The organism is Bradyrhizobium sp. BWC-3-1, from assembly GCF_032917965.1.
In the GTDB taxonomy this organism is placed as follows: domain Bacteria; phylum Pseudomonadota; class Alphaproteobacteria; order Rhizobiales; family Xanthobacteraceae; genus Bradyrhizobium; species Bradyrhizobium canariense_D.
Genome location: NZ_CP136625.1, coordinates 8,035,984 through 8,049,174, shown reverse-complemented (window position 1 = coordinate 8,049,174; position 13,191 = coordinate 8,035,984). Strand labels below are relative to the sequence as shown.

The window sequence follows — 13,191 nt, the reverse complement described above, 5'->3', positions numbered from 1 at the left end:
TCTTCAGATCCTTGAGATTCTGGGCCCAGATTCTCGGCCCAGAATTATTGGCCCATACACGGCGAACCGCCGCCCCGGTCAAGACTGCCGGCCAAAATCCCTGTTCAGGGTTACTTTCGGCGCGATTTTATTGCCCGCGCAGCCGATTCAGCGCATCAGAGGAGGCAAATCCGTCCGCGGGGACCCCGATCGAGGCCTGGAAGTTGCGCAGGGCTTCCCGGGTCTGGCCGCCGAACTGGCCGTCCGGGGTGCCCTTGTAGAAGCCGCGCTGGGCCAGCAGCTGCTGGAGTTCCAGCCGCTCGGTCCGGGACAGCTCCCGTTCCTGCCGCGGCCAGGGCTGAACGAACGGCTGGCCGCCGCGGAGGCGATCGGCGAAATGGCCAATCGCCAGCGCATAGGCCTCGGCCGGGTTGTACTTCATGATGACCCGGAAGTTCTGCAGCATCAGGAAGCCGGGCCCTTGGGCACCGGCCGGCGCCAGCAGATAGGCCTTCTCGGCTGGATGCGGGAAGGGCTGGTTGGTCGGGCGCTTGAGGCCGAGCTTCTCCCACTGCGCTACCGTCATCGCCTTGGCGCGGTCGGCCAGCATGTAGTTGAAGCCTTGGGGCACCACGACCTCGTAGCCCCAGGTCTGGCCGGCCTGCCAGCCGTCCTTCTTCAGATTGTTGGCGGTCGACGCAATCAGGTCGGAGGGATTGTCGACGACGTCACGCCGGCCGTCGCCGTCGCCGTCCACGGCAAAGCGCTTGAATGCGGTCGGCATGAACTGGGTCGGGCCGAAGGCGCCGGCCCAGGAGCCGCGCAATTGTTCGGGCCTGAGATCGCCGCGGTTGAGGATCTCCAGCGCGGAGAGGAATTCGTCCTTGAAGTAAGCCTGGCGGCGGCCGATGCAGGCGAGCGTCGCGGTCGATTGCAGCACGCTGCGGTCGCCCATCTGCGTCGAGTAGTTGGACTCGATGCCCCAGATCGAGGCGATGACATAACGATCGACGCCGGTGGCTTTTTCGGTGGCCTCGAACTGCGCCTTGTATTTGGCCAGGACCTCGCGGCCCTTGGCGAGGCGGTTGTCGTTCACGAGGATGTCGAGATAATCCCAAATCGACTTGGTGAACTCGGGCTGCGAATCCATCAGGTCCATGATGCGCAGATCGGGCGCGAGGCCTGCCGTGAAGCGCTGGAAATCTTCCTGCGTGATGTTGCGCCGTGCGGCATCGGGCCACATGCCTGCGACGCAATTGTTGAAGTTACCCGCGGCCTCTCGGATCGCGGCGGCTGTCATCAGCGGATGCCCGGAGGCGCCATCCTCGCCGGTCCAAGGTTGAACTCCCGTTTGAGCGCCGCTGGGCCCGGGCGCTGCTGGCGAAGGCGCCTGGTTCGGGCCGGAGAAAATACCGCCGAACAGATTGGACAAACCGTTCTGAGCCTGCGCGCTGGCGGGAAGTGGGAACAGCAGGGCGGTCGCAATCATCGTCGCACCGGTCACGGACCCGCCCCGTTTTGCCAGCCCTGCCATTGATTGCATCATGTCCACACCTGTCCGGCCAAAATCCGCCCTCAGGAGGCCTGGTTACGGTTGCCAACAGCTTAACAAAGGTGAAATTTTGATGGTGGCCTTTTTCTTAACTCTGTGAGGATGAGGCCCCACATCCGCCTTTGTTGGCGGCTGCAAACAAGCTAGCAAGATGCCATTGCTCCCTTCACGTGTTCCTCAGGTATTCGATCAATCCCATGAAAATCCGCAAAGCCGTATTTCCCGTTGCCGGCCTCGGCACCCGCGTCCTGCCCGCCACCAAGGCGATGCCGAAGGAAATGCTGACGATCGTCGACAAGCCGCTGATCCAGTACGTCTATGACGAGGCCCGGGAAGCCGGCATCGAGCACTTCATCTTTGTCACCGGCCGCAACAAAAATGTCATCGAAGATCATTTCGACCGGATGTTCGAGCTCGATGCGACGCTGGCCGCGCGCGGCAAGAAGACCGAGCAGGACGTTCTGGCGCAGAACCAGCCGGAGGCCGGCGCCGTCAGCTTCACCCGCCAGCAGGCGCCGCTCGGCCTCGGTCACGCGGTCTGGTGCGCACGCGACATCGTCGGCAACGAACCGTTCGCGGTCGTGCTGCCGGACGAACTCGTGCTCAATTCGCCCGGCTGCCTGAAGCAGATGATCGACACCGCCAGCAAGCTCGGCGAAAAATCCAACGTCATCGCGGTCGAGGCGGTGCCCGACCATCTGACCCATCAATACGGCATCTGCGGCGTCGGCAAACGCACCGGCAAGATGTTCGAGGTCGACGGCATGGTCGAGAAGCCGGCCAAGGGCACCGCGCCCTCCAACCTCTCGATCACCGGCCGCTACATCCTGCAGCCGGAGATCTTCAAGATCCTGGAGACCCAGGAGCGCGGCGCCGGCGGAGAGATCCAGCTCACCGATGCCATGATCGGCCTCGCCAGATCGCAAAGCTTCTACGGCGTCGAGTTCGAGGGCGAGCGCCATGATTGCGGCTCCAAGCCCGGCTTCCTCCGCGCCAACATCGCCTACGGACTGAAGCGGCCGGAGCTGCGTGACGGGCTCATTGCGGAAATGAAGAAGTATTTGGGGCAGTAGCGCTCCGATCGTCATTGCGAGGAGCGAAGCGACGAAGCAATCCAGGCTGTCTTCGCGGAGACAGTCTGGATTGCTTCGCTTCGCTCGCAATGACGAAACGAAACCCTCACGCCACTAGCGACAGCTTCGGCAAGCTTGCGACCACCGACTGGTTGCGGCCGCCGGCTTTTGCGGCGTAGAGCGCCTTGTCGGCGGCGGCGACCAGGATCGGCCAGTCCATGCCGGTGGTGGGAACGAGGCTCGCGATGCCGCAGGACACCGTGGAGCTCGTGTGGTCGTCGGACCATCCCTGCACCTTGGCGCGGATCTTCTCGGCCACCAGGAGGGCGTCCGTGACCGAGGTGCCCGGCAGCAGCACGGCGAATTCCTCACCGCCATAGCGCGCGGCGCAGTCGCCGGCGCGGCTCACCGAATCGGAAATGCAGATGGCGATGCCGACCAGCACCTGGTCGCCGGCCTGGTGGCCGAACGTGTCGTTGTAGGCCTTGAAGTGATCGGCATCGATCATCAACAGCGCGATCGGCGTCTGCTGCCGCATCGCGCGGCGCCATTCGACGTCGATCACCTGGTCGAACTTGCGGCGGTTCTTCAGACCGGTGAGCGCGTCGGTCGTCGCCATCTGCTCGAGCTTGCGCTCGGCCTCGGCGCGCCGGCCGATCTCGCGCGCGAGCACCAGCGTCGATGCCAGCATGAACAGGCTGAGCGCCACGACCACGGCGCCGATGCGGTAGGCTTCCCTCTGCCAGAGCTCGAACACGGTGTTCAGTGGCTTACCTGCCACCACGAATAGCGGGCTGGTCCCACCGCTGCGGACATAGAGCCGCGGCGTGCCGTCGATCGGCCCCTGTCCGGCGAATGCGCTGCCGACCTTCAGATTTTCGGCCTTCCAGACCGGCCGGTCGGCCAGATTCGTGCCGATCACGTCGAGATCAAACGGCCGCCGCATCATGACGGTACGGTCGCGCCTGAGCACGGTGATGGTATCGTCGGGATCGAGGCTCAGCCGCTCGAACAATTCGTGGAAATAGCTGAAGCGGATCGAGCCGGCGACGACGCCGAGGAAGCCGCCGTCGGTGTCGCTGATGCGCCGGCTCAGCACGATCGAATAAGCGCCGCGGAACAGCATGGGACGGCTGATGAAGAGCCCGGCTTGCGGATTGTCCCGATGGGCCTTGAAGTAATCCTCGTCGCCCCGGTTCACGACAACGGGATCGAGCGTCGAGGCGTCAATGGTCAACCGGCCGTCGGCGTCGAACACCTGGATCGCGCCGAAATGCCTCGCCGTGGTCGAATGGTCGAACAGGATGAGGTGACGGATCGGCTTCGAGACCGTGGCGATTTCCGGCAGCAGCATGTTGCTGGCGACCGCCTTAAGGGCCAGATCGTAGATCTCGATGTTGCGGCTGACGTCGGACTCGATGGTCGTCGCCAGGTTTTCCAGCGTCTGGCGGGCGAGCGCCTCCTCGCCGCGGCGCATGTCCAGCATGACGTTGACGCAAATGGCGGAAAAGCCGATCACCGTCACCACGGACGAGATGATCAGCAGCTTCGCCGAAAGCCGCCATGGCCGGCGGGCCGTGACGTCGCGCCATCGAGACAACATCGTTTGCTCCCGACACCAGTGAATGCGCCCGAAAGCTTGAGTAGTGTTTAAGCCGGGACGGCGCTGCCGGAATGAGTTAAAAATTGGTTTCCGCGGCTCACGTTTTTGGGCAAAGCGGAGCTTCGACCAGCGAAGAGGACAGCGGTGAACGACTACGACGCGTTGCGCGATTATCTGATGCGGCAGAAGCAGGCGGAATTCGTGCTGACCTATGAACAGATCGAAGAGATTATCGGCGCGGCCCTGCCGCGCGCGGCGAATCGTGCCTCATGGTGGGACAGCCTGCGCAGCCCGGATATCCAGATGCCGCAACGCGAAGCCTGCCTCGCCGCGGGTTTCAAGGCGATGCGGATGCCGGACGGTGCGAGCGTGCGGTTCACCAAGCTGAAGAGTGACCGGCGCAGGCCTGGGTGAGGCGAAGGGAAGCTAGCTCGCCGCTTCCAGGCGCACTTCCGTGAGCAGGCGCATCGCGGCGTCGGCATCCATGGGTTCGCCAAAGGCAAACCCTTGCGCGTATTCGCAGCCCATCTGGTAGAGCTCGACCGCGTCGGAATCGGTCTCGGCACCTTCGGCGACCACGTCCATGCCGAGGTCGTGCGCGAGCGCGATGATGGACTTCAGGATCACCGGGCGGGTGCCGCGGTTGGTGGTGCGCACGAAGGACTGGTCGATCTTGATGGTGTCGAACGGGAAGCGCTGCAGATAGGCCAGTGACGAATGGCCGGTGCCGAAATCGTCGAGCGACAGCCCGGTGCCGAGTTCGCGGATGCGCGTCAGCATCTGCGCCGCGTGCTCCGGATTCTCCATCACCAGCGATTCCGTCAGCTCCAGCTTCAGCGTGCCGCGCGCGACCGAGGAGCGCGACAGCACGGTGCGGATGTCGTGGATCAGATCGTGGCGCAGCAATTGCCGCGAGGAGACGTTGACCGATGCGAAGATCGGCTCGCGCGAGCGCATCGCGCGCTGCCAGATCGAGAGCTGCTTGGCGGTCTGGTCGAGCACGAACATGCCAAGGTCGATGATCAGGCCAGTCTCTTCCGCGATGGTGATGAATTCCGAGGGCGCCATGCGTCCGAGCTTGGGATGATCCCAGCGCACCAGCGCCTCGAAGCCGGCGACCGAACGGTCTTCAAGCCGCACGATCGGCTGGTACAGGATCGTGAGCTCCTGCCGCTCGATGGCGCGGCGCAGTTCGCTCTCCAGCGTCAGCCGGTCGGTTTTTCGCGCGCGCATCGCGGACTTGTAGACGTCGATGCGGTCGCCGCCGATGCGCTTGGAGTGATACATCGCGAGCTCGGCGTCCTTGATGATCTCGTCCGTGAGCTGAACTTGCGGATCGGACAAGGCGAGGCCGATCGAGGCCGTGAGAAAGATCTCGCGTTCGTTGAAGGCGATCGGCGCGCGGATGGTCTTGCGGATGGTCTCGGCGAAGGCGGTGATGCGGGCGGGGTCCTGCTCCGAGAGCAGGATCAAGCCGAACTGGTCGCCGGCGAGCCGCGCCAGTGTATCCTGCGGCTTCAGGATGCGGGTGAGGCGGCGGGCCAGCGTCAGCAGGATGGAATCGCCGACCGCGATGCCGACGGAATCGTTGACCTGCTTGAAGCGGTCGAGGTCGATCACCATCAGCGTCGGCCGCAGCGTCGGCATGGTCTTGGCGAAATGCGCGACGGCGCCGAGCCGGTCCATGAACAGCTTGCGGTTGGGCAGGCCGGTGAGATTGTCATGCACCGAATCGTGCAGCAGGCGCTCCTCGGCGTTGCGCAGCTCGGTGACGTCGGTGAGGGTGCCGACCACGCGCGAGACCTCGCCGTCGGAGCCGACCACCGGGCGCGCCTTCAGCGCGAACCACATGAAGTGACCGTCCGGCGTGCGCAGGCGGAAATCCTGCACCAAGCGGCCGCGGCGCTGGTCGAGCACGCTGTCGAGCGCGGCGCGGAAACGGTCCTGGTCGAGCGGGTGCAGCACTTCGAGCCAGGAGGCGGCCGGGCCTTCCAGCGTGCCGCGCTTGAGGCCGAGCAGGGCCTCGGTCTCAGGGCTGGTAAAGACCTTGTCGGCGGACACGTCCCAGTCCCAGATCAAATCGCCGGAACCGGCCAGCGCCAGCGCGCGGCGCTCGATGTCGGAGACGACGCCGGTGGTGGCGCCGCCGCCGGCGAACGCATGCTGCATCACCGTGAAGCCGATCAGCATCACGATCAGCACGAGGCCGCCGAGCAGCGCAGGGCCGACGATGTCGTTGGTGACGGAGCCTGCGACCGTCATGCCGGCCGCGACCACCCAGACCACCAGCAGGAACCAGGTCGGGATCAGCAGCACAGCGCGGTCGAAGCCGTGGGTGGAGAGATAGACGATCAGCGCGAAGCCGGCGAAGGCAATCAGCACCAGCGATATGCGCGCGATGCCGGAGGCCACCGCAGGGTCGAACAGGGCCAGCGCCACCAGTGATCCCAGGAACGCGAGCCAGCCCACGGTGATGTGGGAATAGCGCACGTGCCATCGACTGAGATTGAGATAGGCGAACAGGAACACCAGCAGCGTCGCCGCCAGGATCGCCTCACCCGCCGCGCGCCAGATGCGCTCGGCGTTGTTCGACATGTCGAGCACCTTGCCCCAGAAGCCGAAATCGACGCCGATATAGACCAACACCGCCCAGGCCAGCGCCGCGGCGGCCGGGAACATGATGCTGCCCTTGACCACGAACAGGATTGTCAGCACCAGCGCCAGCAAGCCGGAGATGCCGATCACGATGCCCTGGTACAGCGTGAACGAGTTGACCTTGTCCTTGTAGGATTCCGGCTCCCACAGATAGAGCTGCGGCAGCTTGTCGGTGCGCAGCTCCGCGACGAAGGTGACGACCGCGCCGGGATCGAGGGTGACGCGGAAGACGTCGGCGGTCGGGCTCTCCTGCCGCTCCGGCCGGTCGCCGGTCGAGGGCGTGATGGTCGCGATGCGCGACAGCCCGAGGTCGGGCCACAGCAGCCCCGAGGAGACGATACGGTAATGCGGGGCGACGATCAGGCGGTCGAGCTGGTCGTCGGTGTTGTTGGCGAGCGCGAACACCACCCAGTTCTGGCCGCCTTCGCGGGCGCGCACCTCGATGCGGCGGACGATGCCGTCGGTGCCGGGCGCGGTCGAGACCTGGATGCGGTCGGCGTCGCTGCGCTGATGCTCGAGCACGCCGGTGAGGTCGATCGCGGGCGCGTCACCGCGGACGCTGACAGCGTCCAGCGCGCGCGCCGGGAACGCGCAGACGAGAATCATGAGGCCCAGCGCTATGGGCGCGAGGCACCTGATCAGACGCAAGGTCAGTTCTCCGCGTTCGACGCAAACTCTTCGGTGCAGGCTCTTCGGTGCACGGCGTTTTCCGAACGGAACAAGGTGGTTCGGTGCGTCGCGATAGATGCCACGAAAGCAAGGAAAATCAAAGGGTTTCCGGCTTGCCCTGTGGGCCGTTGGCCTAGACCTCCAACACAATTTTGCCAATATGTGCCGAGGTTTCCATCCGCCGGTGCGCGTCGGATGCCTTTTCCAGCGGGAAAGTGCTGTCCATCAGCGGCTTGACGCGGCCTTCGCGCAAAAGCGGCATCACTTTCGCCTCGATCGCGGCCACCATCGCCGCCTTGTCCGCATTACTACGGGGGCGCAGCGTCGAGCCGGTATGGGTCAGGCGCTTCACCATCACCTTGGCGATGTTGACGGTGACCTTGGGCCCGTTGAGGGTCGCGATCTGCACGATGCGGCCGTCGAGCGCTGCGGCGTCATAGTTGCGATCGACATAGTCGCCGGCGACCATGTCGAGGATCAGATTGGCGCCGGCATTGTTGGTCTCCGCCTTGACCACGGCGACGAAGTCTTCGGTCTTGTAGTTGATGGCACGATCCGCGCCGAGCTTGAGGCAGGCATCGATCTTGTCCTGCGATCCCACGGTGACGATCACCTTGGCGTCGAAAGCTTTTGCGAGCTGGATCGCCATGGTGCCGATGCCGGAAGAGCCGCCGTGGATCAGCAGCGTCTCGCCGGCCTTCAGGGCGCCGCGCTCGAACACATTGTGCCAGACCGTCATCAGTGTTTCCGGCAGTGCGCCGGCTTCCTTGATCGACAGCGACGGCGGCACGCTCATCGCCTGACCGTCCTGCGCGATGCAGTACTGCGCATAACCGCCACCGGCGACCAGCGACATCACCTTGTCACCGATCTTGTGCCGCTTGGCGTTGCTGCCGACGGCCACCACTTCGCCGGCGATTTCGAGGCCGGGCAGGTCGCTGGCGCCGGGCGGCGGCGGATAGGCGCCGGAGCGCTGCGCGACGTCGGGCCGGTTGACGCCGGCGGCCTGCACCTTGACTAGGATCTCGTCGGGGCCGGGCTGCGGCAGCGCCCGTTGTTCCGGCACCAGCACTTCCGGTCCGCCGGGTTTCGAGATGGCGACCACGGTCATTTGCGCGGGCAGCTTGTCCATGATGTGTCCTTGAGCAAAGGTGCGGGATGGAACGAGGCCATTGCTTAGCCAGCGGGGTGCAGGCTGGCAACCGCCTCAGCCGCTTGTGAGGCGAACGCAGGAGGAACCAGGATGGCGATGGAAGACGACGACCGCCCGCGCAAGAAGATCAGCCATGACATCGGACAGGATCTCTCACTGTTGTCGGTGGAAGAACTGACCGAGCGCATCGCGCTGCTCAAGGGCGAGATCGCAAGATTGGAAGAAGCCGCAACAAAGAAACGCGCCTCGCGCGATGCGGCCAACAGCGTTTTCAAGAAGTAGGCTCGAAACAATAGCTGTCGTCCCGGCGGAGGCCGGGACCCATACGCCGTGCGAGCAGTTTTCCGAAGACTCGGAGTTGCCGGCTCGCGCGACGACTTTTCCCTGTGGCTAAGGGCCCCCCGTGCGCAATTGCGCACTAGGCCGGGGCGACGGGGAGAGTTTGTTCCGCAGCTCACTCGCCACTGACCGACATGGCTAACGAACCCTCAAGATAATCGCTCGTTTACTCCACATTAAGCTTTCGAGTTTATGACTGGGAACTGTCCTTGTTTGGACACCGAGTGGCTCCTGTCCACTCTGTTTGACGCCTCCCTGTTATCAACTTTCAAAGCCGCCGGTTTTCCGGCGGCTCTTTTTTTTGCGCCCAGCTCCGCTTTTTTTCGTCTCGCACCGGTTGAATTCCGGGCAAAGACCCGCGGAAACCATATCCGCGCTTGTCACTGGACTCGGCGTCCGGCCCGCGCAATGATTTGTTCATCATAAGCCGGTGCCAAAGCCGGGCAGTCAGACAGTTGCGTAAGGGGCGTTAACCATGGAACGTTTGCAAGCCGAAGGCGCTCTCGTTCAACTCAGCGAGCGGTTCACCAATTCTGCGGCGTTCGGCGTTCTGTTCCGTGAGGGCATGGACCTGGTCGAGGAGACCGCCGCCTATCTCGATGGCGCCGGCCGCTCCGAGGCCAAGGCGCTCGATCGTGCCGTCAGCCTCACCTATGCGACCGAGAGCATGCGCCTGACCACCCGCCTGATGCAGCTCGCCTCGTGGCTGCTGCTGCATCGCGCCGTGAAGGAAGGCGAGATGACGCTGGGCCAGGCCAATCGCGAAAAGACCAAGGTCAAGCTCTCCGCCGCCGATCCCGGTCCCACCGACACCATCGAGAAGCTGCCGTCGCAGCTCCAGGATCTGATCCATCGCTCGATGAGCCTCCAGACTCGCGTGCGCCGCCTGGACACCACCATCCACACCCCGCCGGTCGATCATTCCTCGATCGGCAACCCGCTGGTGCCGCATCTCAACGCGTTGAAGGCGGCGTTCGAGCGGTAAGCTCCCGTCACTGCGACGAGCGCCCCCAAAACAAAAAACGCCCCCGGCTCTCCGGGGGCGTTTTCGTCTCCAGCCTCGAGGGGCCGGATCAATCCTTTTTGAGAAAGCCCGAAAACTTCTTCTGGAAGCGCGAGACGCGGCCGCCGCGATCCAGCAGCTGCGCGTTGCCGCCGGTCCAGGCCGGGTGCGACTTGGGGTCGATGTCGAGGTTCAGCGTGTCGCCTTCCTTGCCCCAGGTGGAGCGGGTCAGGTACTCGGTTCCGTCGGTCATCACGACCTTAATCGTATGATAGTTCGGGTGAATTTCGGCTTTCATGGCAATTCCTCGGCGCCCCGGCGCCTCACTTGAGTGGCTATCGAATGACGGATTTGGCGCGGTCTATACCCCACGAGGCCCTGTAAAACAAGCCATTGCAGGGCCTTAGTAGGGGACCGGGCGGCCCCCTAAGGGACATCCCGGATTTGCCACTCCCGCTCGCCCGGCCTATCTGGAGCGGAGCACCTCTCTTTGTCTTTTGGTCGGATCTCATGAGCGCAGTAGAACGGCTTGAAACCGGGTCCGCGGAAGCCCCGTCGATCGAGGCCGACCTGATCGAGGCGCCGGCGAAGAGCCGCGCGAAGCTGCGGCCGCTGTTGGCGCTCGCGCCCTATGTCGCCCGCTATCGCGGCCGGGCGGCGCTGGCCTTCGTCGCGCTGACGATCGCGGCACTGACCACCCTGCTGGTGCCGGTCGCGGTGCGCAGGATGATCGATTTCGGCCTGACGCCTGAGGGCATCGAGCTGATCAACAGCTACTTCTCGGTGATGATCGCCGTCGTCGCCGTGCTCGCGCTGGCGAGTGCCGCGCGCTACTACCTCGTGATGACGATCGGCGAGCGCATCGTCGCCGATCTCAGGCGTGACGTCTTCGCCCATCTGCTGTCGCTGTCGCCGGCCTTCTTCGATTCCGCGCGCAGCGGCGAGCTGGTGTCGCGCCTCACCGCCGACACCACCCAGATCAAATCCTCCGTCGGCGCCTCGGTCTCGATCGCGCTGCGCAATCTGATGATGTTCTTCGGTGCCGCGGCGATGATGGTGATCACCAGCCCGCGGCTGTCGGGCTTCGTGCTGCTCGCCATTCCCCTGATCGTGCTGCCGCTGGTCGCCTTCGGGCGCTGGGTGCGCCGTCTGTCGCGCAATGCGCAGGACACGCTGGCCGAGGCCTCCGCCTATGCGAGCGAGCTGGTCGGTGCGATCCGTACCGTGCAGGCCTATACCAGCGAGAGCCTCGCCGAGAAGCGCTTCGGCGGCGAGGTCGAGCAGGCCTATGAAGCCGCGCGCACCTCCACGCAGGCCCGTGCCGTGCTCACCGCCATCATCATCTTCATCGTGTTCGCAAGCGTGGTCGCGATCCTCTGGATCGGCTCGCACGACGTGCTGACCGGCACCATCACGCCGGGCCGGCTCGGCCAGTTCGTGCTCTATGCGGCCTTCGCCGCGGCCGGCCTCGGCCAGCTCAGCGAAGTCTGGGGCGAGATCTCGGCGGCATCAGGCGCTGCCGAGCGCCTGTTCGAGATCCTGCATGTGCAGCCCGACATCACGGCGCCCGCTTCGCCGCGCGCGCTGCCGGTGCCGGCGCGCGGCGAAGTCGGCTTCGACCATGTCAGCTTCGCCTATCCGGCGCGGCGCGACGTCAATGTGCTCGATGCCGTGTCGTTCGCCGTGCGTCCCGGCGAGAAAGTCGCGATCGTCGGTCCGTCCGGCGCCGGCAAGAGCACGATCTTTCATCTCTTGTTGCGCTTCTACGATCCGCGCAGCGGCGCGATCTCGCTCGACGGCGTGCCGGTCAAATCCGCCGATCCCCGCGAATTCCGTTCGCGTATCGCGCTGGTGCCGCAGGAATCCAACGTGTTCGCGGCCAGTGCCCGCGACAACATCCGCTTCGGCCGACCCGATGCCACCGATGCCGAGGTCGAGCGCGCGGCCGAGCTCGCGCACGCCGCCGAGTTCATCCGCCGTCTGCCCGAAGGTTTCGACACCCCGCTCGGCGAGCGCGGCGTGACGCTGTCCGGCGGCCAGCGCCAGCGCATCGCGATTGCGCGTGCGATCCTGCGCGATGCGCCGCTGCTGCTGCTCGATGAAGCCACCTCCGCGCTCGATGCCGAAAGCGAGACGCTGGTGCAGACCGCGCTGGAAGAGCTGATGCGCCACCGCACCACGCTCGTCATCGCGCACCGCCTCGCAACCGTCTTGTCGTGCGACCGCATCCTGGTGATGGACCAGGGCCGGATCGTCGAGCAGGGCACGCATGCGGAGCTCGTCGCTGCGAACGGGCTCTATGCCAGGCTGGCGAGGTTGCAGTTCGAGGGGGCGTGAGGCGAGGTAGTCTGGACTGCCGCTTCATTCAGGCTGTCATCCCCCGCGCAGGCGGGCGATCGAGACGGAAGTGATCAAGCGATAAGCCGCGGCGTACTGGATTCCCCGCCTCCGCGGGGAATGACAGCGGAGCTTTTGGCGAGGGCGTCGCACCACGTGGTCTCCCTTCGTAGCCGGGTCGATAGCGGACATTTGTCGATCTGATCGGCTGCGCGATTCGAATCGGCCACATCGTAAGGTGATCGATGGAAGCGGCGCTGCTGGCTGTCGCAGAACATGGGCGTCGTCGTTTTGATGAGTTTCGGAATGCTCGTCGTTGGCTTCAGGAATTTCGGACAGCGTTGGCGCGCGCGGAGGGAGTGGACGGCCGCGGCTGCTGAAGCTAGGGTTCGGGCCGACCCAGGAGAAGCCAAATGCCTTATTCGACAGCCGACCAGACCCGAGGCGAGCGCAACGGCAAGCTTGTCGCCGACGTCTTCTGCGCGCTCTTGCTTGCTACCTTTTCCGTGGTCTTCTTCGGTTGGCTCGGCGGTCTGGCCGCCTTCATTGTCGTCGAAAGTTGCCTGCTCGCAATCGATTGGGTGATTCCTAGCAAGAACGATGCGGCAGGCGTTGTTCGTTGAGCTGACGGAGTGGACGGTGTTGTGAATGATTGTTCTGATCGGTCCGGTACTGTTCATCCTCCTCATCCTGTTCGCTATTCGACAGCAAAAGCGCGGCCTTGCGGGGTGGAAAGCGGCGCTGCTTGTTGTCGCTGGTAGCGGCGTCATCGTTGTGCTGAGTTTCGGATTGCCCATCGTGGGCTTCCGGAATTTCGGATAGGGCAGC

At 64.6% G+C, this 13,191-nt stretch carries 12 protein-coding genes; 7 read left to right on the top strand and 5 right to left on the bottom strand.

The features are described from left to right. Positions 1-127: 127 nt before the first annotated feature. Entirely contained in the window at positions 128-1,525 is a 1,398-nt protein-coding gene (locus RX329_RS38580; RefSeq protein ID WP_198957649.1) for a lytic murein transglycosylase, read from the bottom strand. Positions 1,526-1,728: 203 nt separating this feature from the next. Here RX329_RS38580 and RX329_RS38575 point away from each other — a divergent pair, with 203 nt between their 5' ends. After that, the gene (locus RX329_RS38575) at positions 1,729-2,604 is read left to right on the top strand and encodes a UTP--glucose-1-phosphate uridylyltransferase (RefSeq protein WP_085351843.1); all 876 of its coding nucleotides are present in this window, start codon (positions 1,729-1,731) and stop codon (positions 2,602-2,604) included. Between the two features lie 106 nt (positions 2,605-2,710). Here RX329_RS38575 and RX329_RS38570 read toward each other — a convergent pair whose 3' ends face one another. After that, positions 2,711-4,207, bottom strand: coding sequence for a diguanylate cyclase (locus RX329_RS38570; protein WP_085385082.1), 1,497 nt, complete (start codon positions 4,205-4,207; stop codon positions 2,711-2,713). 144 nt (positions 4,208-4,351) lie between these two features. Here RX329_RS38570 and RX329_RS38565 point away from each other — a divergent pair, with 144 nt between their 5' ends. Beyond that, a complete protein-coding gene (locus tag RX329_RS38565; protein ID WP_018454627.1) occupies positions 4,352-4,621 on the top strand; it encodes a hypothetical protein in 270 nt (89 codons plus the stop codon). Between the two features lie 12 nt (positions 4,622-4,633). On the opposite strand, the gene RX329_RS38560 is transcribed toward RX329_RS38565, so the two are convergent. Together RX329_RS38560 and RX329_RS38555 are read right to left on the bottom strand one after the other, a co-directional pair. After that, positions 4,634-7,510: an EAL domain-containing protein gene (locus tag RX329_RS38560; protein ID WP_026232774.1), complete on the bottom strand. Its 2,877-nt coding sequence runs from the start codon at positions 7,508-7,510 to the stop codon at positions 4,634-4,636. 154 nt (positions 7,511-7,664) lie between these two features. Beyond that, entirely contained in the window at positions 7,665-8,663 is a 999-nt protein-coding gene (locus RX329_RS38555) for an NAD(P)H-quinone oxidoreductase (protein WP_085385083.1), read from the bottom strand. Positions 8,664-8,774: 111 nt separating this feature from the next. On the opposite strand from RX329_RS38555, the gene RX329_RS38550 reads away from it, so the two are divergent. Both RX329_RS38550 and RX329_RS38545 read left to right on the top strand, forming a co-directional pair. After that, positions 8,775-8,966: a DUF1192 domain-containing protein gene (locus tag RX329_RS38550; RefSeq protein ID WP_007605502.1), complete on the top strand. Its 192-nt coding sequence runs from the start codon at positions 8,775-8,777 to the stop codon at positions 8,964-8,966. Between the two features lie 532 nt (positions 8,967-9,498). Then, complete coding sequence (locus tag RX329_RS38545; RefSeq protein ID WP_085361612.1) at positions 9,499-10,008, top strand: DUF1465 family protein; 510 nt, start codon at positions 9,499-9,501, stop codon at positions 10,006-10,008. An 88-nt stretch (positions 10,009-10,096) separates the two neighbouring features. On the opposite strand, the gene rpmE is transcribed toward RX329_RS38545, so the two are convergent. After that, complete coding sequence (gene rpmE, locus RX329_RS38540) at positions 10,097-10,324, bottom strand: 50S ribosomal protein L31 (RefSeq protein WP_018454622.1); 228 nt, start codon at positions 10,322-10,324, stop codon at positions 10,097-10,099. Positions 10,325-10,536: 212 nt separating this feature from the next. On the opposite strand from rpmE, the gene RX329_RS38535 reads away from it, so the two are divergent. The 3 genes from RX329_RS38535 (at position 10,537) to RX329_RS38525 (ending at position 13,185) form a co-directional block, all read left to right on the top strand. Further along, on the top strand, positions 10,537-12,363 hold the full coding sequence (locus RX329_RS38535) for an ABC transporter ATP-binding protein/permease (protein WP_085351760.1): 1,827 nt from the start codon (positions 10,537-10,539) through the stop codon (positions 12,361-12,363). 413 nt (positions 12,364-12,776) lie between these two features. Next, the gene (locus RX329_RS38530) at positions 12,777-12,986 is read left to right on the top strand and encodes a hypothetical protein (protein ID WP_085361611.1); all 210 of its coding nucleotides are present in this window, start codon (positions 12,777-12,779) and stop codon (positions 12,984-12,986) included. 25 nt (positions 12,987-13,011) lie between these two features. Continuing rightward, complete coding sequence (locus tag RX329_RS38525; protein ID WP_162847278.1) at positions 13,012-13,185, top strand: hypothetical protein; 174 nt, start codon at positions 13,012-13,014, stop codon at positions 13,183-13,185. Positions 13,186-13,191 lie beyond the last annotated feature (6 nt).

What these genes read in the sequence shown, in the direction of transcription:
- RX329_RS38555 (WP_085385083.1), bottom strand. Translation starts at nt 8,663, where the DNA reads ATGGACAAGCTGCCCGCGCAAATGACCGTGGTCGCCATCTCGAAACCC.
- RX329_RS38570 (WP_085385082.1), bottom strand. Translation starts at nt 4,207, where the DNA reads ATGTTGTCTCGATGGCGCGACGTCACGGCCCGCCGGCCATGGCGGCTT.
- RX329_RS38550 (WP_007605502.1), top strand. Translation starts at nt 8,775, where the DNA reads ATGGCGATGGAAGACGACGACCGCCCGCGCAAGAAGATCAGCCATGAC.
- RX329_RS38535 (WP_085351760.1), top strand. Translation starts at nt 10,537, where the DNA reads ATGAGCGCAGTAGAACGGCTTGAAACCGGGTCCGCGGAAGCCCCGTCG.
- rpmE (WP_018454622.1), bottom strand. Translation starts at nt 10,324, where the DNA reads ATGAAAGCCGAAATTCACCCGAACTATCATACGATTAAGGTCGTGATG.
- RX329_RS38530 (WP_085361611.1), top strand. Translation starts at nt 12,777, where the DNA reads ATGCCTTATTCGACAGCCGACCAGACCCGAGGCGAGCGCAACGGCAAG.
- RX329_RS38525 (WP_162847278.1), top strand. Translation starts at nt 13,012, where the DNA reads ATGATTGTTCTGATCGGTCCGGTACTGTTCATCCTCCTCATCCTGTTC.
- RX329_RS38545 (WP_085361612.1), top strand. Translation starts at nt 9,499, where the DNA reads ATGGAACGTTTGCAAGCCGAAGGCGCTCTCGTTCAACTCAGCGAGCGG.
- RX329_RS38575 (WP_085351843.1), top strand. Translation starts at nt 1,729, where the DNA reads ATGAAAATCCGCAAAGCCGTATTTCCCGTTGCCGGCCTCGGCACCCGC.
- RX329_RS38580 (WP_198957649.1), bottom strand. Translation starts at nt 1,525, where the DNA reads ATGATGCAATCAATGGCAGGGCTGGCAAAACGGGGCGGGTCCGTGACC.